An 18,156-nucleotide genomic window follows, 5' to 3' on the forward strand; every position below is an offset into this window, starting at 1 on the left:
CGAACCGCACTCCGCCACTCCACACCACTCCACCGCACCACCACCTGCCGAGGAAACACCGCACATGACCGCGTCCCCCGTCGACACCGCCACCATCCGCCGCCTCCCCAAGGCCGTGCTGCACGACCACCTCGACGGAGGCCTGCGCCCCGCCACCCTGGTCGAGCTCGCCGCCGAGGTCGGCCACACCCTGCCCACCACCGACCCGGACGAACTGGCCGCCTGGTACTACGAGGCCGCCAACTCCGGTGACCTGGTGCGCTACATAGCCACCTTCGAGCACACCCTCGCCGTGCTGCAGAGCCGCGAGGGCCTGCTGCGCGCCGCCGAGGAGTACGTCCTCGACCTCGCGGAGGACGGTGTCGTCTACGGCGAGGTGCGGTACGCCCCCGAGCTGAACGTGAACGGCGGTCTGACCCTCCCCGAGGTCGTCGAGGCCGTCCAGGAGGGCCTGGCGGCGGGTATGGCGAAGGCCGCCGCCGCGGGCACCCCGGTGCGGGTCGGGACGCTGCTGTGCGGGATGCGCATGTTCGACCGGGTCCGGGAGGCCGCCGACCTGGCCGTCGCGTTCCGGGACGCGGGTGTCGTCGGCTTCGACATCGCCGGCGCCGAGGACGGCTTCCCGCCCGCCGACCACCTCGCCGCCTTCGAACACCTGCGCAGCGAGAGCGTGCCGTTCACCATCCACGCCGGTGAGGCCCACGGTCTGCCCAGCATCCACCAGGCCCTCCAGGTCTGCGGCGCCCAGCGCATCGGCCACGGCGTCCGCATCACCGACGACATCGTGGACGGCAAACTCGGCCGTCTCGCGGGCTGGGTGCGCGACCGCCGGATCGCCCTGGAGATGTGCCCGACCTCCAACCTCCAGACGGGCGCGGCCACGTCGATCGCCGAGCACCCCATCACCGCCCTGCGCGACCTGGGTTTCCGCGTCACCCTCAACACCGACAACCGTCTGGTCTCCGGCACGACGATGACCCGTGAGATGTCCCTCCTGGTCGAGGAGGCCGGTTGGACGGTCGAGGACCTGCGCACGGTGACGGTGAACGCGGTCAAGAGCGCGTTCATCCCGTTCGGCGAGCGCAACGCCCTCATCGAGGACGTCGTCCTGCCGGGCTACGCCTCGGCGCTCTGAAGCAGTCCCCGCAGATAGGCGGCCTGGCCGACGTGCTGAAGATCGTCGGCCAGGACACTGACCAGCCGCACGCCGAGCGTGACCGGCGGGTCCCAGCGCTCGTCAACAATGCGTTCGAAGTCGCCCGCGGTCAGGCTCCGGAGGAATGTGAGGCTCTGGGCGTGCGTCGCGTCGTAGTAGCCGAGCAGCAGGTCGCCCGACTCCACCCGTACCCGGGCGACCTGCCGCGCGCTGTGGCCGTAACCGATGTCCCCGGACTCCAGTCCCAGCCCGAACCGTTTCTCCCAGCCCTCGCTGTGCCAGACCTGGTCGAACCCGGCCGCCCCGGCGACATGGTCGTCCTGGACCCGGGTGAGATGCCAGACCAGCCAGGCGACCGAGTTGGCGTCGGGGGCGGGCCGGGCGTTGAGGGTGTCCGGTGACAGGCCGTCCACGACGGCGTGGACCTCTTCCTGGATCCTGCCGTACGCGTCGATGAGAACGTCCTTCGCATCCATGCCCCCACCATAGGCATCACGAAGCCCACCGCATCAGGAACAGGACACCCGCGTCAGGGCTGCCGGTCGGGCCGTTCCAGCAGGTTCATCAGCGCCCGCGCCGCCGGACTCGTGGCCTGCGACGGCGGCAGCATCGCGACCGTCTCGTACACCGTCTCGCCGGTGCCCTTCACGGTCAGCGCGGTCAGCGCGGCGCGCTTGTGCGCGAAGTGCCGGGGCACCACCGCCACGCCCAGCCCTTCCTCGACCAGGTCCAGGAGGCTGTGCACGTCGTTGACCTCCAGCGCCACGGTCCGCCGTACGCACGCGGCGGCGAACACCTCGTCCGTGACGCGGCGCGGCCCCCAGTCCGGATGGAAGTCGACGAACGCCTCCCCGCCCAGTTCCTCCGGCGTCACCGCGTCCGCGAGGGCGAACGGATGGCTCGGATGGCACAGCGCGGTCATCGGCTCGCTGCTCAGGGGTACGGACCGCAACTGGTCGGAGTCCGCACGGGTCCGAATGGCGAAGGCGAGGTCGAGCCGACCGGCCGCCACCTCGTCCGCGATCGCCTCGGAACCCGCCTGCCGCAGCCGGATCTCCACGTCCGGATGACGCCGCCGGAACGCGGCGAGCAGCCCGGCGACGTCCACCCCTCCGATGCACTGCTCCGCGCCCAGCGCGAGTGTCCCGCGCAGCACGCCCTGCACGGCGGCCACGGCGTCGTGCGCCGCCCGCACCTGTGTCAGGATGCGTTCCGCCTCACCCAACAGCGCCCGCCCCGCCTCGGTGAGCGCCACCCGGCGCGTGGTGCGCACGAACAGCGGGGTCTGCAACTCCCGCTCCAGCGCGCGGATCGAGGCCGACAGGCCCGACTGGGACACCATCAGCCGTTCGGCGGCCCGGGTGAAGTGCTGGTCCTCCGCGACCGCGACGAAGTGCTGGAGATGGCGTAGTTCCATGATTGAGAAGCCTATCCGCTGAATACCATCGGATTCTCCTGTTGGACCACTGCCCGTCCCCGGGGAAGAGTGGGACCAGCAATGATCACATCCGCTGTGCCAACCCCTCTGGAGTCGCGTTGTACACCGCACACACCGACCGTTACGCGGACATGCCCTACCGGCGCACCGGACGCAGCGGTCTGAAGCTCCCCGCGCTGTCGCTCGGTCTGTGGCACAACTTCGGCCCGGACCGTCCGGTCGACACCCAGCGCGCCATCCTGCGGCGCGCGTTCGACCTCGGCGTCACCCACTTCGACCTGGCCAACAACTACGGCCCGCCGCCCGGTGCCGCCGAGTCCGCGCTCGGCGAGGCCCTCAAGGCCGACTTCGCCCCGTACCGCGACGAACTGGTGATCTCCACCAAGGCGGGCTACCTCATGTGGCCCGGCCCGTACGGCGAGTGGGGCTCGCGCAAGTACCTGCTCTCCTCCCTCGACCAGAGCCTGACCCGCATGGGCCTGGACCACGTCGACATCTTCTACTCGCACCGCCCCGACCCCGAGACTCCGCTCGAGGAGACGATGGGGGCCCTGCACACGGCGGTCCAGCAGGGCAAGGCGCTCTACGTCGGCGTCTCCAACTACTCGCCGGAGCAGACCCGTGAGGCCGCCCGCATCCTGGCCGACCTGGGCACTCCGCTCCTCATTCATCAGCCCCGCTACTCGATGCTCGACCGACGTCCGGAGGAGACAGGCCTGCTGGACACGCTGGACGAGCTCCAGGTCGGCTCCATCGTCTTCTCCCCGCTGGAGCAGGGCCTGCTCACCGGCCGCTACCTCGACGGCATCCCGGCGGACTCGCGGGCGGCGAGCGACAGCCCGTTCCTGAACTCCGACCGGATCACCGAGGACCTCGTGCGGCAGCTGCGCGCCCTCGACGACATCGCCGGGTCCCGTGGCCAGAGCCTGGCCCAGCTGGCGCTGGCCTGGGTCCTGCGCGGCGGCCGGGTGACGTCCGCCCTGGTCGGCGCGAGCAGCCCGCAGCAGTTGGAGGACAGCGTCGCGGCCATCGGAAACCTGGAGTTCTCCGACGAGGAACTGGCCCGGATCGAGGCGGTCGTCAAGACCTGACGGCCGCCGAGTCTTTCTTCGCGCCGTTCCTCGCTCTGCTTTGAACGGAACCGTTCGGCCGGCCGTACTGTCACGGGGGCACCCTCTTCCTTTCCGAGGGCTTTGGGTGCCGTCGTACCGAAGAACCTGGCGGATTCCGGCCAGACCAGGGCGGTCCACCCTCCTGGTGCCGGACTTTTGCGCCGTACGGCTGTGAATTCCTCGTCGACCGTGTCGACTTTTTCGCTGGTGGCCCTGGGGCCCTCCCTTTTCGGTGGTCTTCGCTATGGAGACCACTGGGAATCGGAGAACTCATCACGAATACCATGATCTTCGAGAATCTCCGGAGATCTGTCGGCGGGAAAACAGACTCTCCCGTCGGATTCCGGTCCATACCTGCCAGGAATATGCCAGGAGAATGCATGGAAACTGGCCGGAAAGGCGTGGTGACAGAGTGTCAATAGTGAAGATACTCATTTGGTAGAACACTGCACCACTGGGTGACCAGGGAGTGACCAGCAGCAACGCGCACGACGAGTGAGCCGCACGGAAAGCGAGGCAAGGCCGGCAGGCGATCGGGGGAAAGATCGTGCACGACGAGTTTCTTTGCCATGTCACGGCGTACGGGGTCTGCGCGGGCAGGCGCATAGGAGTGCCGCTGGGTACGTACCGCGCGCCCACCCTGGCGCTGGCCCTGTGGTGGTTACGGGACCGGGCGAACTGGATCGCCGAACGGCTCGATCCGCAGCCCGACGAACCGTACTTCCCCCCGAACTCGCTCGTCCCGGTGGCCGCCACCGTGCCCGACGTGCCGGGTCTGCTGCGCCGCTGGGCCATGGACCCGCACCAACAGGAGCTGGTCGCCGATGAGTTGGCGGCGGGCAGGCTCGTCCGGATCGCCACGTACGACGAGACCACCGAGTACGAACTGCTCGCCGAGTCCGTGGACGCGCTCAGGATGCAGCGGACCAACCCGGCACTGGTCGTACCGGTCGCCTAGCCACCGCGACCCCCGACCCGCGCGGTGAGACCGTCACCCGGCCGGCGCACCCGCCGGGCCAACAGCGCCCCCAGGAACCCGGCGACCAGCCCCCACAGCAGCGCGAACCCGAGCGCGCCCCACAGTCGGGCGTGCAGGAACAGGGCGCCGGAGAGATGGCCGCCGAGGTCCCCGATGCCGAGCACGGACAGGCCGTAGTGGGCGGAGATTCGGCCGGTCAGGCAGATCATCAGGACCGTGAGCGCGAGCGCGACCGCCATGCGCACGGCGTGCTGCCAGGCCCGCGTCCGGGCCGGTGAGCGCGCCGCCATCAGGAACGCGGCGGCCAGCAGCAGTACGGCGTCGACGGCCACCAGCCACCACACCCTGCCGTCGGAATCGGCGATGGTGCCCAGGTTGAGCGTGGCGGTGTCGGAGCCGCGCAGGACCTCGTCGAGGACATGGGGCATCGGCAGCCCGAAGGGCCCGTCGACGCGGCCCTCCCAGGTGGCGCCCAGGCCGGTGGTGAGGGCGAGCCAGACCAGGTTCGGCATGCCCAGCAGTATCAGCGCGAGGTACTGCGTGGGCTGCCCACGTGTCACCGCCACGACGAGCCCGATCACGGTCCCCAGGGCCACGAAGGCGAGCAGCAGCACGATCATGGCGTACGCGGCCGGACGTGCCGATTCCTGCAACCGCAGCAGCCGGGCCGGCAGGGGTGCCCCACGCGAGACCAGCAGGGCCGACGTCAGTACCCCCGCGAGCCACAGCACGCCCGCCAGGAGCGTCAGCGGTACGTCCGCCGCGAAGCCGATCCTCGGCGCGGCGCCGAAGAGGTCGCCGATGTCGCCGAGGATCCCGTCGCCCAGCGAGACCGCGAAGGTCCGGCGGGCCGCGTACGCCAGACCGGTCAGACCCAGCACCCACAGGACGGCGATGCGCGCGGCCCATCCGGCCAGCTCCGGCGCCCCCGCGAGGGCACGGTGGCGCAGCGGGCGCAGAAATCCCGCGCCGGTCACCAGCGCCCCGACCAGCGTCACGGACAGCGGCATCACGGTCAGGCCGCCCGCTGTCTGGGCGAGGTCCCCGGCGTCGCCCGTCACGTCCACGGTCCCGCCGACCGCCGTCACGACGGCAGCCGCGACGACGCGGGGAAACGCGCCGTCGGGCAGATCGCCCGCACCGGCCGCCCACAGCCCCAGCGCGGCGGTCAGCACCATGGCGCCGAGTCCGTTCAGCACCGTGGCCAGGGCCTGGACCCAGCCGTGCCGGAAGATGGTCCGCTCCTCGGCGAGGACCGGCACGGGAGCGGGAGTTCGCGAGCTCACCCTGCCACGCTAAGCAGCACTCGGCGGGTGCGCCTGCCGAGCGGAGTGACGGCCTCCGCTTGCGGGCGGCCCGGGACCAGGCCACACAATGAGCACGTTGTGGAAGAAAGCGGCATGAATCGGGGCGAATGTCGCGGCAGCCCACGTCGGAAGAAGAGCCAGTGAGCGTCGAACAGCCGTCCCCCGGCCGCCCCGGATCCGGAACAGGACCCGGGGCGGGGCACGACCGGCCCTCGTGTCGGTCGGTAGCCCGGATCGCGGTCCTCGCGACCTCGGTCCTGGCCGCCGTGGCCCTCCTCATCGTTCTCACCCCCCGCTCCCAGGGCACCTCCGAACGGGCGGGCGGCGAGGTCTTTCTCCAGGCCGCCGGCAAGTCGGGACCCGACCCCTTCACCGAGTCCACGGCCAGGGACAGCTCCGCCCCTCCGGTCACCACTCCCACCGCCACGGTCGCGGAGACGGCCGTCGTGAACGCCGTACGGCGCGTGGACGGCGACACGGCCGGCCTGTACGGCGGCACTCGCGCGGTCGCCGGCTGCGACGTGGAGAAGCAGATCCGGATGCTGGGGGCGACCTCTGCGAAGAACGGCGCGTTCGCGTCGGTCCTCGGCCTCCGGCCCACCGGGGTCCCCGCGTATCTGCGCTCACTCACCCCCGTGCAGCTCCGCATGGACACCCGCGTCACCAACCACGGCTACCGCGACGGAGCCACCACCGGCTACCAGGCCGTTCTGCAGACCGGCACGGCCGTCCTCGTCGATGACCACGGTCGGCCGCGCGTGCGCTGTGCCTGCGGCAACCCGCTCGCCGACCCGGTACGACAACAGAGCACCCCGCGCCAGCGGGGCGACGCTTGGCCGTCGTACGGCACCTCCCACGTGGTTGTCGTGGCGCCCTCCACCACGGTCATCAAAGTCTTCGTCGTCTACGACCCCGACCGCCGCGACTGGTTCCACCGCCATCACGGCGACTCGGGCAGACACGACCAGAAGACCGCCCCGCCGGTCAACCTGCCGTCCTCGTCGGTGAGTTCGTCGACCCCCTCGGCAGGGTCCTCGACACCCTCGGCCGCGTCCTTCGAACCCTCGGCAGTGTCCCCGAAACCCTCGGCCACGTCCTCTGCACCCTCGTCGGAATCCTCAAAACCAGCGGCGGAGTCCTCGGTACCCACGTCCGCAGCGCCCGGCCTGCCGCAGCCGCAGTCACCGCCGCCGTGCGTGTCCTCGCCCACCGCCGCGTCCGGGACATCGGCGCCGCCCGCGTCACCGGCCACACCGCGCACCGGGCGTCCGTCGGCCACCCGCTGCCCGCCGACATCCCCGCCGACGGCCACCGCCCCTTCCTCCTCGCCCCCGTCCTCGGCCCCCGTGTCACCCCCGTCCCCACCCGACGACGTGCTTCCCGGCACGACGTCGCCGCCGGCCGCCACGGCGCCCTCCTCATGAGGTCCCCGTGGTGGCGAAGGCCACGTACCGAAGGGGGGACTGCGACGCGCGGCTCGGGGTACGAGCAGTGGTGCGACCGGGTTCTGCCGGACCGGCCACCGAGAGAGAAACGCATGATCGACCACCTGGGCGGAGCAGTGACACCGACTGGTCTCGACAAGCCCGTCGAACCGTTGCGTCGGGCTACGCACTTCACCGGCGAGCCGGGCTGCATCGCGGAGGCCCGCGTCTTCGCCGAGATCTTCCTCGAGCAGCTGAGGAAGGATTGGTGCGCCCCGAGCGACCGGCGTGTCGACGGCGAACTTGTGTTGGTGGTCAGCGAGTTGGTCACCAACGCGGACCGGCACAGCCAGGGCCCCTATGTCCTCGAACTGGAGGGCACGGACGCCTCGGTGACCGTCTCCGTGTACGACAGCAGCGCCACGCTGCCCCTGCGCTATCCCCGGGACCCGGAACGCGTCGGCAGGCACGGCCTGGAAATAGTCCACGCACTCGCCACCGAGGTGACCGCCCGCCGGGTGCCGGTCGGCAAGTACGTACGGGCCGTGTTGCCCCTCACGCAGTGACAAGTACGTACGGACCGTGCTGCCCCTCACCCAGTGATCTGGTGAGGGGCAGCACGGTCCGCATGTACCGGTTTACCGGCGATCCGGCGCGCGCGTCAGGCGTAGTCGAGCTCTCCGAGCATGCCCTCGCGCAGCTGCGTGATGATGCGCTTGATCAGCCGGGAGACATGCATCTGCGAGCAGCCGAGCAGCTCACCGATCTCCGCCTGGGTGGCCTCCTCGACGAACCGCAGATGGATGATCTGCCGGTCCCGGTCGCTGAGTTCGGCGAGCAGCGGGGCGAGCGACTGGAAGTCCTCGACCAATCGCATCCCGTGCTCCTCGACCCCGATGAAGTCGGCCAGCACCGCCTCGCCGTCATCGGGTCCGTCGCCGGTCAACGCGGCGTCGAGAGACGCGGAGTTGTAGCCGTTGGAGGCGATCTGTCCCTCGACGACCTCCTCCTCGGACAGGTTCATCAGCGTGGCGAGTTCGGCGACCGTCGGATCGCGGTCCAGCCTGCTCGACAGTTCCTCGCGCGCCTTGGCCAGCTCGACGCGCAACTCCTGAAGCCGGCGCGGTACGTGCACCGCCCACGTCGTGTCCCGGAAGAACCGCTTGATCTCCCCGACGATGTAGGGCACCGCGAACGACGTGAACTCCACCTCGCGGGACAGCTCGAACCGGTCGATGGCCTTGATCAGGCCGATCATCCCGACCTGGACGATGTCCTCCATGTCGTCGCCGCGACCCCGGAAACGCCCGGCGGCGAACCGCACGAGCGACATGTTCATCTCGATGAGGGTGTTGCGCGCGTACTGGTACTCGTGCGTGCCCTCCTCGAGTTCGGACAGGCGTTGGAAGAACTGGCGGGACAGCTCGCGTGCGTCACGCGGGGCCACCTTTCGCGGTTCCGGGACTCCGGGCAGTGGGGCGTCACCCGTCCTGGCTCCGGCGGTGTCCACGACGACCTCTGCCTTCGACCGGATCATGGCGGTGTCCATTACCTGTTACCTCTCCCACGAAAACGTCGACTTGCTGACGATGGAACGGTTCCCGACTGCGCGTACCCGGTCGGGCGCCGTGCATGCCCACCATTTTGTTCTGTCCGGGGGCCGGGTGGACACGGGGTGCCAAAGGCCCGGGCAACCATGGGTGTTGACCTGCCGGTAAGGATCGTGGGGTGGGTCGTGCGCCGACGTAGGCTCCGTGGGGCGATCGTGGTCCCTGTCACTCGGCGGATCGGCGTAGAGAACCCGGCGGCCCGGTGGCCCGGTAACTCGGTGCGGAAGCTTCGTGGTTCGCTCAGGAGACCCGCTTCGCTCAGGAGACCCGCTTCGCCGTGATCAGCTCGTGGAGGTATCGCTTGGTGATCCGGCCGCCGTACCACGTCTCGATCAGGTCGCGGATGCGGGCGAGCAGGCCGTGGCGCGAAGGCGCGTCGAGTGCGCGGTGGCCCGAGTAGGTGAGCAGGACGTCGATGTACTCGTCGACGGAGTACGCGATGTCCCGGCCATGGCGCCGGACGGCGATGTCGTCGAAGTGCTCGGAGTGCTCCAACTCGCTGTTGTCCGACGCCGTGTCGGCCTCCTCGACCAGCCGCAGGTCGGGCGGGGTGGCCGGGTCCCACGCCTCGTAGCACCGCTGCACCCGATTGAAGAAGTCGACGGTGCCACCCTTGACATGGTGCGTGGTGACGAGCGCGAGCAGCCCGCCCGGCCGTAACGCCTCGGCCGCCCTGGGCAGTCGTACCGCCGGGTCGATCCAGTGGAACGCCGTCGCGCAGACGACCAGGTCGAACGGCTCGGGTGGCAGCGGCCAGTGCTCGAAGTCGGCGACCGTCACCTCCGCGAGCGGGAACCGCCGCAGGTTGTGCCGGGCCACGGCCGCGAGGGAGGGACCCAGCTCGACGGCGGTGAGGCGGCAGCCCGACGCGGCCAACGGGACGGTGAGTTGGCCCGTCCCCGGGCCGATCTCCAGGACGCGGCTCCCCGGGCCGAGGCCCGCCGCACGGACCAGGTCGGCCACCAGGTCCTGCGGATACCGGGGGCGTGCCCGGTCGTACAGTTCCGCCACCTCGTCGAAGGTGTCACGCAGCATGCTCGCCCCTCACCCTGTCCGTCGTTCGTCCCGCCCACGGTGATTTCCCCCAGGGCAGAATGCCGATCCCTTCCCTCGGAAGCCAGGGCTTTTAGGCTGAGGGGGTGAGCAATCAAGCGCCGAACCAGGCCCGCGTGATCCCGCTGCGTCCGAAGACAGTGCCGGCACCCGCCGCCCCGGCGACCCCGGCGCGGCCCGCACCCAGGGAACCGCTCTTCCGCGACCTGGTCGGCGACGTCCTGCGGCGCGAACGCCTCGCCCAGGAACGCACCCTCAAGGATGTCGCCGACGAGGCAAGGATCTCCATGCCGTACCTGTCGGAGCTGGAGCGGGGCCGAAAGGAAGCCTCATCGGAGGTCCTCGCGGCAGCCGCCCACGCCCTCGGCCTGGGCCTGGGAGACCTGCTGTCCCTGGCCCAGAGCGAGTTGACCCGGCACACCCGAAGCCGCACCCACGCGCGTACGACGACATCGGCGCCGTACAACGGGCTCTGCCTGGTCGCCTAGCCGGCCGGCGTCCGTCGGGACGGCCGACCGGTCAGACACCGACGAGGCGTCGGCTCAGCACCTCGTCGGCCAGCCCGTACGCCACCGCCTCCGCCGCGGTGAACACCTTGTCGCGGTCCATGTCGGCGCGCAGGGTCGTCACGTCGTGGTGCGTGTGCCGGGAGAGCACCTCCTCGACCTGTGCGCGGATCCGGACCATCTCCCTGGCCTGCACGGCCAGATCGGAGACCATGCCCCGGTGACCGTTGCTCGCCGGCTGGCCCAGCAGCACCCGCGAGTGTTCGAGGACGAACCGGCGCCCGGGATCGCCCCCGGCAAGCAGTACCGCCGCTGTCGAGGCCGCCTGGCCGACACAGAACGTCGAGATGGGCGCCTGGACGAACGTCATCGTGTCGTAGATCGCCATGAGCGAAGTGAACGAGCCGCCGGGCGAGTTGATGTAGATGGCGATCTCGCGCTCCGGGGACGACGACTCCAGATGCAGGAGTTGCGCGATGACGACGTTGGCCACGCCGTCGTCGATCTCCGTGCCGAGAAAGATGATCCGCTCGGACAGCAGCCGGCTGAACACGTCGTACGACCGCTCGCCCTGCGGGGTGCGCTCGACGACGTTCGGAATCGTGTACGTCCCCATGTCAGAGTCCCATCCGTCGTCGTGAGGAGGCGGGGCGTACGTCGGCCAGCGTGCCGACCACCTGATCCACCATGCCGTACGCCAGGGCCTGTTCGGCCGTGAACCAGCGGTCGCGGTCGCCGTCCCGCGAGATCGTCTCCTCGCTCTGGCCGGTGTGCCGGGCGGTGATCCGCTCGACGGTCCGCTTCGTGAACTCCAGATTCTCCGCCTGGATCTCGATGTCGGAGGTGGTGCCGCCGATACCGGCCGACGGCTGGTGCATCATGATCCGCGCGTTCGGCAGCGCGTACCGCTTGCCGGGCGCGCCCACGCTGAGCAGGAACTGGCCCATGCTGGCCGCGAATCCCATGGTGAGCGTGGACACGTCGTTCGGGATCAGCTGCATGGTGTCGTAGATGGCGAGGCCCGCCGTCACGGAGCCGCCGGGGCTGTTGATGTAGAGGCTGATGTCGGTGCGCGGGTCCTCCGCGGACAGCAGGAGAAGCTGGGCGCAGATCCGGTTGGCGGAGACCTCGTCGACCTGCGTACCGAGGAACACGATGCGTTGGGCGAGCAGTTGGGCGGCCAGATGGTCGTCGAACCGGGAGGCGGGGGTGTCGCCCTCCTCGGCCCGGGGCAGCAGCGCGGGCCAGGGGCCGGCGGTGGTGAGTGGGGACATCGGGGCTCCTTGTCGAGTCGTGGGTGGTGGGCTGTCGTACCTGCGTCGTCCGTGGGTCGTACGGCGGTTGGTGCCGCGCTCCCACTCTCGGCCCGGTGCGACGCCTGCGGCCGGTTTCTCGGCCCGCAGCAGATTCGCTGACGGCAGAGGCGCCGGGCGTGCGGGGGCGGGGTGCGGTGAGGTCGCGCCTCTGCGCGCTCTTCGTCGGCGGCCGTCGCGGCGGGACGATGCTCGGGCACACACGGAGCTGAACGAGGGGCGGGAAAATGACGGTAGTGATGTCGACGAGCTGGGCCGGGTCAGTCCTGAGCAGCACGACATGGTGCGGGACGCGGTCGGCTGGGAGGAGGTCGCCCCGGCCGGCGGTGAGGTGCACGTGGCCTGGTTCGACGGGCAGGGGCTGCATGCGATCGACGTCTGGGAGTCGGAGGAGGCCTTCCAGACCTTCTTCGCCCAGCGACTGGCCCCCGCGATCGAGAAGGCCGGTTTCGAAGGCGCCCCCGACACCTACTTCAACCCCCTGAACAGGCGTTTCGTCTCCCCGGGGATCACCGGCGCCGCCGGAGAGAGCCGGGAGTCGTCTCCGGGGCGGTGGCAGCCGCCCCGGAGGCTCGCGCGCGCCGCCCGCCCCCGACGGGATTGTGTCGTGCTGCCGGGGTACTCGCCCCGAGACCGGCGCGCCCATCGAGGAAGTGACCGCAGTCCGCCCGGCTGAGCCGGATCCGGGCTGCTTCCTCCGCGATATGCGCGGCATGCTCGTTTGTGGTGGTATCGAGTCAAAGGTGCGCATTTGGGCTTATGTGTAGGGACCCGGGGAACCCGGTGCTTGTCACCGCCGTCGCATCCTCCCGGTTGGGGGAACCGCACTCCCGGGACGGAAGCCATGAGGCACTCGAGGAGCGAGCCGTGAGTATCTGCATCGGAGTGGAAGAGGAGTTCCACGTTCTGGAGGTGGAGAGCGGAGTGCTCGTGCCGCGCGCCGATCCGGTGCTGCGACGGCTGCCCCGGCGGACCTTCACCTCTGAACTGCACCGGTCGATAGTGGAGTCCAACAGCGGGGTGCACGCATCCCTGCACGACCTGTACACCGACCTCGCCGACACCAGGCAACGGCTCGACGCCGCAGCCGCCTCGCTCGGCCTCGCGGTGGTTGCCGCAGGCACGGCCCCCCTCGCACCCGCCTCCTGCGGACCCCCCTCCGCCGGCGCGCGCTATCGCCACATGGTCGAGGAATACCGCCAGGTCGCCGACGAGCAGCTCATCTGCGGCGCCCAGGTGCACGTGGACATACCCGACCGCGACACCGCGGTGCGTGTGATGTGCGAGGTCTCGCCCTGGCTGCCCGTGCTCCTCGCGCTGTCCGCCAGCTCACCCTTCTGGCAGGGCACCGACACCGGCTACGCCAGCTGGCGCACGATGCTCTGGCAGCGCTGGCCCACCGCGGGCCCGGTCGGCTGCTTCGCGACCGCGGCCGAGTACGACGCGGCGGTGCGCGACATGGTCCGGGCCGGAATCATCAGCGACGCGGGGATGATCTACTACGACATCCGTCCCTCCGCGCACCTGCACACCCTGGAACTGCGGATCTGCGACGCCTGCCCCCGTGCGGAGACCGTCGTGCTCATCGCCGGACTGTTCCGCGCCCTGGTCACCGACGCCCGTGAGCGGCTGCGCCAGAACGACGCGCCCTGCCCGGGCCGGCACGAATGGCTGCGCGGCGCCGCCTGGCGCGCCGCCCGTTCCGGCCTCGAAGGCACCCTCGTGGACCCCGCGACGCACCGGGACGAGCCCGCGCCGAAGGCCGTCCACAAGCTGCTGACCCGGCTGCGCCCCGCCCTCGAGGCCCACGGCGACTGGTCCACCGTACGAGCGCTGACGGAAGAAGCCCTGGCCGAGGGCAGCGCTGCCGAGCGCATCCGCCGTACGGCACGGGAAGAGGACCTGCTGGCCTGCGTCGACCTGCTGATCGCCGAAACCCGGGGTGAACGCAGAAACCGCGAGTCAGCACAGCTCGGGCGCGTCAGGCTTCCCTTCCCCGGTGCGGACGCACCAGGCCCGCCGTTCGGCTCGGGGGCACCGGAGGTCATCGGCCGCTGAGATTTCGGTGAACGTCAGCGGGCCGGCCCAGGCCGTGACCACCACGGTCGCCGTGCCACGGCCTGCTTCTCACCCACCTGTTCAGGAGATGGTTCGTCATGCCCAGCGACAGCGGCCAAGGTGCGCGGAAGGGAAGGGGTAGGCCATGTGCGGTCTGAGTGGGGAGATCCGCTTCGACGGCCGACGCCCCGACCTCGCCGCCGTCGAGCGCATGAGCGACCGGCTCGCCGCCCGAGGCCCGGACGGACAGGGCAGCTGGACGCGGGGCGCGGTCGCACTGGGGCACCGGCGCCTGAAGATCATCGACCTGTCCGAGCTCGGAGCACAGCCGATGACCGACCCCCGGGGAATGCTCACCGGCGTCTTCAACGGCTGCGTGTACAACTACCAGGAGCTGCGCGAGGAACTACGGGGACTGGGCCATCGCTTCGAGTCGACGTCCGACACCGAGGTGGTGCTCAAGGGCTACCAGCAGTGGGGAACCGCCTGCGTCGAACACTTCTACGGCATGTTCGCCTTCGCCATCGTCGAGCACCGCACCGGCCGTGTGGTCCTGGGGCGTGACCGCCTCGGGATCAAACCCCTCTACCTGGCCCGGACACCGGACCGGCTGCGGTTCGCGTCCTCCCTGCCGGCCCTGCTCGCCGCCGGCGAAGTGGACACCTCCCTCGACCCGGTGGCCCTTCACCAGTACCTGAGCTGGCACGCCACCGTGGCCGCGCCGCACACCGTCCTCAATGGCGTCCGCAAGCTCCCGCCGGCCACCGTGCGCGTCGTGGAGCCGGACGGCACCCACCGCGACCACTGCTACTGGCAACCGTCCTACACCCGGCGGCCCGAACACGCCGGCATGGCCCCGGACGAATGGCGCGACGCGGTGCTGGACGCGCTGCGCACCGCCGTACGCCGCCGGACCGTCTCCGACGTGCCGGTCGGTGTCCTGCTCTCCGGCGGACTGGACTCCAGCCTGGTCGTCGCGTTGCTGGCCGACGAGGGGCAGCACGACCTGCGGACGTTCAGCGTGGGCTTCGAGGCGGCCGGGGGAGAGGAGGGCGACGAGTTCTGGTACTCGGATCTGGTGGCCCGGGAGTTCGACACCGACCACCGTCGGCTGATGATCGCCTCCGACCGCGTGTCGGCGGCCCTGGACGGGGCCGTCGCGGCGATGAGCGAGCCGATGACCAGCCATGACGCCGTCGCCTTCTATCTGCTGTCCGAGCAGGTGGTGAAGGAGGTGAAGGTCGTACAGAGCGGGCAGGGCGCGGACGAGGTGTTCGCCGGCTACCACTGGTACCCCCGGCTGGCGGAGGTCGCCCGTGACGAGGAGCCGGACAGGTACGCCGAGACGTACTTCGACCGCCCGCACGCCGACCTCGCCCGGATCCTGCAGCCCCACATGCTGCCCGACGACGACCCGTCGGAACGCTTCGTCAGGGACCACATGGCCGCGCCCGGCGCGGAGACCGCCCTGGACGCCGCCCTTCGGTTGGACACCCACGTCATGCTCGTCGACGACCCCGTCAAGCGCGTCGACAACATGACCATGGCCTGGGGTCTGGAGGCCCGGGTGCCGTTCCTCGACCACGAACTGGTCGAACTCGCGGCGGCCTGCCCGCCGGAGCTCAAACTGGCCGACGGCGGCAAGGGCGTACTGAAGGAGGCCGGCCGAAAGCTCCTGCCCCGGGAGATCGTCGACCGGCCCAAGGGCTACTTCCCGGTGCCGGCCGTCAAGCACATGGCGGGCCCCGTCCTGGACCGGGTGCGCGAGGCACTCGAGGCACCCGAGGCGAAGGCGCGCCGCGTCTTCCAGCCGTCGTACGTCGCCGACCTCCTGGCGGCGCCCGACGAGCACCGGACCAAGCGCGGAGCCAACGCCCTGTGGCAGGTGGCTCTCCTGGAGATATGGCTGCAGACGCACGGAATCAAGTGACCGACGAGCCGGGCACGCGTACCGTGCGCACAGAGACGGACGCCCGGCCGTCAGCCGTGGCCCGCCCCGGGACACCCGGCCCCGCGGCACCGGCGCCACAGCTGTCGGACGCCCGGCCGCCGGACGCGCCCGAGCCTGCCGCTGCCGCCGCTCCCGTCCCGGTGCCACTGCCCGACGCGGCAGGCCCCCGGGACGCCGTCACCCGGCTGCACGCGCACGGCTGCTGGTACCCCTCCGCCAACGCCGACGGCACCGAGGCGGCCTTCATCTGCGACCGGGGCGGTGTCCCGCAGCTGTGGGCCGGACCGGTGGACACGGCCGAGGTACGGCTGCTCGACTCCTCCCCGGATCCCGTCAAGGAGGTGTCCTGGTCACCGGACGGCCGCTGGATCGCGTACACCACCGCGCCGGGCGGCGGCGAGCACACCCGGGTTCTGTGCGTACGGCCCGACGGCACCGGCCGCCACATCCTCGCCGGAGCGGACCCGGGCAGTACCGCCTACCTCGGGTGCTGGACGCACGACGGGTCGGCCGTCGCCGTCACCGTCGCCTCCCCGCCCGGCCCCGCCCACCCGGAGCTCACCGGACCCATCGCGCCGGACTCCGATCCCGCCGGTGTCCCGCTCGCACCCGACTGGGCCGACCGGCACGGACACGCCACGCTCCTCGGCGGCGCGCGGTACGACACCGGGCAGCGGCCGGCCCCACCGCCGGTCGACCTCAGGGCGGCCCATGCACCGGCGGTCCGGTCCGGCGGCGGCCTCTCGGCCTACCTGGTCGATCCCGACGGCCAGGCATCCCCGGCGCTCCTCGCCACCGAGACGCACGCCGCCACGCTGCGGGTGTGCGACCTCAGCCGCGACGGAACGCTCGCCCTGCTGCGCCGAGGGCCGCGCGGACGGCGCGAGGCCGTCGTACGGCGCACCGCCGACTCGGCGACCACCTGCACGGTGCCGGTCGCCGACGGGGACCCGTGGATCGGCCGGTTCTCCCCGGACGGCCTCACCCTCTGGCTGCGCAGCAACGCCGACCGGGAGTTCGCGGCGCTGTTCGCGGTCGCCCTCGACGCCGACGGTGAGCCCCGTGAGAGGTCGGTCGTGGCCGAGCGCGAGGCCCAGGAACTGGAACTGCTGGCGATGGCCCACGACGGTCGCACCGCCGTACTGGTGTGGAACGCCCAGGGCGCCGGAGAGCTCGAACTCGTCGAGACCTTCCCGACCCGACCCACCCCGGACAACACGGGCCCGGCACGACCCGTCTCCCTGCCGCACGAGGTCGTCACGCGCGTCGTGGCGGCCGGACCGGGACGCATGCTGCTCGCCCTGTCCGGCTCGCAACGCCGCCCCGGTGTGTGGTGGGCCCACGAAGGCGTGTCCCTGCTGCGCACCCCGTGGTCCTCCCTCGACGAGGACGCCGTACCGCCGGGCCGCCCACCCGTGAGCCCCGTTCCCCTGCGCCTCACGGCACGCGACGGGCTGCCCCTGAGCGGCTGGTACTACAGGGCACCGGGGCGCGCCCCGGCCGAGCCCGCCCCCTGCGTGATCCACCTGCACGGCGGCCCGGAGGAACAGGAACGACCCGTCTTCAACCCGCTCTACCACGAACTGCTCGGCCGCGGGCTGGACATCTTCGCCCCCGACGTCCGCGGCTCCTCAGGCCACGGCAGGTCCTTCGTCGACGCCGACCTGGGCACCGGCCGCTTCGCCGCCCTGGACGACGTCGCGGACTGCACCGCCCACGCGGTGACGGCGGGCCCCGCCGACCCGACCCGGCTGGCGGTCATGGGACGCTCGTACGGCGGCTATCTGACGTTCGCCTCCCTCGTGTGGCATCCGGACCTCTTCCGCACCGGGGTCGCCGTGTGCGGCATGTCCGACCTCCTGACCTTCTTCGCCGGTACGGAGCCGTGGCTCGCGGAGTCGGCGGCCCACAAGTACGGGCACCCCGAGCGCGACCGGGCGCTGCTGCACGCCCTCTCCCCGATGAACCGTGTCGACGCGCTGCGCGTCCCGCTGCTCGCCGTCCACGGGGAACACGACACCAATGTGCCGCCGGGGGAGTCCGACCAGTTCGTCAGGGCCGCCCGGGACCGGGGCATCCCCGCCGAACTGCTCGCCCTGCGCGACGAGGGCCACGACTTCCTGCGCGCGGACAACCGGCGCCTGTTCCGCCGGGCGGCGGCGGACTGGCTGGAACGCCACCTCGGCGGCTGACCGGCCGGGTACGGCTCGACCCGTGCGCCTGCTCAGGCACCCGGGTCTGCCGGGAAA

Annotated in this window: 17 protein-coding genes; 10 read left to right on the forward strand and 7 right to left on the reverse strand. The window is 71.1% G+C overall.

The window, feature by feature from the left end:
* Window positions 1–64: 64 nt before the first annotated feature.
* The gene (locus ADL01_RS17550) at window positions 65–1,135 is read left to right on the forward strand and encodes an adenosine deaminase (RefSeq protein WP_053742945.1); all 1,071 of its coding nucleotides are present in this window, start codon (window positions 65–67) and stop codon (window positions 1,133–1,135) included.
* Here the strand turns inward: ADL01_RS17550 and ADL01_RS17555 are convergent.
* Window positions 1,117–1,632 carry a mycothiol transferase gene (locus ADL01_RS17555; protein WP_053742946.1) on the reverse strand — a complete coding sequence of 172 codons (516 nt, stop codon included), beginning with the start codon at window positions 1,630–1,632 and terminating at the stop codon, window positions 1,117–1,119. The two genes, ADL01_RS17550 and ADL01_RS17555, sit on opposite strands and share 19 nt — an antisense overlap.
* 53 nt (window positions 1,633–1,685) lie before the next feature.
* The gene (locus tag ADL01_RS17560) at window positions 1,686–2,573 is read right to left on the reverse strand and encodes a LysR family transcriptional regulator (protein WP_053742947.1); all 888 of its coding nucleotides are present in this window, start codon (window positions 2,571–2,573) and stop codon (window positions 1,686–1,688) included.
* Window positions 2,574–2,692: 119 nt separating this feature from the next.
* On the opposite strand from ADL01_RS17560, the gene mgrA reads away from it, so the two are divergent.
* Entirely contained in the window at window positions 2,693–3,685 is a 993-nt protein-coding gene (gene mgrA / locus ADL01_RS17565) for an L-glyceraldehyde 3-phosphate reductase (RefSeq protein WP_053742948.1), read from the forward strand.
* A 568-nt stretch (window positions 3,686–4,253) separates the two neighbouring features.
* The gene (locus ADL01_RS17570) at window positions 4,254–4,664 is read left to right on the forward strand and encodes a hypothetical protein (protein ID WP_053742949.1); all 411 of its coding nucleotides are present in this window, start codon (window positions 4,254–4,256) and stop codon (window positions 4,662–4,664) included.
* Here the strand turns inward: ADL01_RS17570 and ADL01_RS17575 are convergent.
* Window positions 4,661–5,971 carry a streptophobe family protein gene (locus tag ADL01_RS17575; protein ID WP_053742950.1) on the reverse strand — a complete coding sequence of 437 codons (1,311 nt, stop codon included), beginning with the start codon at window positions 5,969–5,971 and terminating at the stop codon, window positions 4,661–4,663. The genes ADL01_RS17570 and ADL01_RS17575 overlap by 4 nt on opposite strands.
* A gap of 161 nt (window positions 5,972–6,132) precedes the next feature.
* On the opposite strand from ADL01_RS17575, the gene ADL01_RS17580 reads away from it, so the two are divergent.
* Both ADL01_RS17580 and ADL01_RS17585 read left to right on the forward strand, forming a co-directional pair.
* Window positions 6,133–7,416: a DUF6777 domain-containing protein gene (locus ADL01_RS17580; protein WP_234354677.1), complete on the forward strand. Its 1,284-nt coding sequence runs from the start codon at window positions 6,133–6,135 to the stop codon at window positions 7,414–7,416.
* A gap of 113 nt (window positions 7,417–7,529) precedes the next feature.
* Window positions 7,530–7,982: an ATP-binding protein gene (locus ADL01_RS17585; protein WP_053742951.1), complete on the forward strand. Its 453-nt coding sequence runs from the start codon at window positions 7,530–7,532 to the stop codon at window positions 7,980–7,982.
* Between the two features lie 95 nt (window positions 7,983–8,077).
* Here ADL01_RS17585 and ADL01_RS17590 read toward each other — a convergent pair whose 3' ends face one another.
* Window positions 8,078–8,965 carry an RNA polymerase sigma factor SigF gene (locus tag ADL01_RS17590; RefSeq protein ID WP_053742952.1) on the reverse strand — a complete coding sequence of 296 codons (888 nt, stop codon included), beginning with the start codon at window positions 8,963–8,965 and terminating at the stop codon, window positions 8,078–8,080.
* 319 nt (window positions 8,966–9,284) lie between these two features.
* Complete coding sequence (locus ADL01_RS17595; RefSeq protein ID WP_053742953.1) at window positions 9,285–10,061, reverse strand: class I SAM-dependent methyltransferase; 777 nt, start codon at window positions 10,059–10,061, stop codon at window positions 9,285–9,287.
* Window positions 10,062–10,165: 104 nt separating this feature from the next.
* Here ADL01_RS17595 and ADL01_RS17600 point away from each other — a divergent pair, with 104 nt between their 5' ends.
* Window positions 10,166–10,567, forward strand: coding sequence for a helix-turn-helix domain-containing protein (locus ADL01_RS17600; RefSeq protein ID WP_053742954.1), 402 nt, complete (start codon window positions 10,166–10,168; stop codon window positions 10,565–10,567).
* A 31-nt stretch (window positions 10,568–10,598) separates the two neighbouring features.
* Here the strand turns inward: ADL01_RS17600 and ADL01_RS17605 are convergent, their stop codons facing one another.
* Window positions 10,599–11,201 carry a ClpP family protease gene (locus tag ADL01_RS17605; RefSeq protein ID WP_053742955.1) on the reverse strand — a complete coding sequence of 201 codons (603 nt, stop codon included), beginning with the start codon at window positions 11,199–11,201 and terminating at the stop codon, window positions 10,599–10,601.
* A gap of 1 nt (window position 11,202) precedes the next feature.
* Window positions 11,203–11,859, reverse strand: coding sequence for an ATP-dependent Clp protease proteolytic subunit (locus tag ADL01_RS17610; RefSeq protein WP_053742956.1), 657 nt, complete (start codon window positions 11,857–11,859; stop codon window positions 11,203–11,205).
* A gap of 319 nt (window positions 11,860–12,178) precedes the next feature.
* On the opposite strand from ADL01_RS17610, the gene ADL01_RS46225 reads away from it, so the two are divergent.
* The 4 genes from ADL01_RS46225 to ADL01_RS17630 all read left to right on the forward strand — a co-directional run bounded on the left by ADL01_RS46225 (window position 12,179) and on the right by ADL01_RS17630 (window position 18,099).
* Window positions 12,179–12,574 (forward strand): hypothetical protein, encoded by a 396-nt coding sequence (locus ADL01_RS46225; RefSeq protein ID WP_063783538.1) that lies wholly within the window; start codon window positions 12,179–12,181, stop codon window positions 12,572–12,574.
* 191 nt (window positions 12,575–12,765) lie between these two features.
* Entirely contained in the window at window positions 12,766–13,956 is a 1,191-nt protein-coding gene (locus ADL01_RS17620; protein WP_234354678.1) for a carboxylate-amine ligase, read from the forward strand.
* 145 nt (window positions 13,957–14,101) lie between these two features.
* The gene (locus ADL01_RS17625; protein WP_053742957.1) at window positions 14,102–15,886 is read left to right on the forward strand and encodes an N-acetylglutaminylglutamine amidotransferase; all 1,785 of its coding nucleotides are present in this window, start codon (window positions 14,102–14,104) and stop codon (window positions 15,884–15,886) included.
* Window positions 15,859–18,099, forward strand: coding sequence for a prolyl oligopeptidase family serine peptidase (locus ADL01_RS17630; RefSeq protein ID WP_078960587.1), 2,241 nt, complete (start codon window positions 15,859–15,861; stop codon window positions 18,097–18,099). Before ADL01_RS17625 ends, ADL01_RS17630 begins: the two co-directional genes overlap by 28 nt.
* Window positions 18,100–18,156 lie beyond the last annotated feature (57 nt).

This window comes from Streptomyces sp. NRRL WC-3618 (assembly GCF_001280005.1).
In the GTDB taxonomy this organism is placed as follows: domain Bacteria; phylum Actinomycetota; class Actinomycetes; order Streptomycetales; family Streptomycetaceae; genus Streptomyces.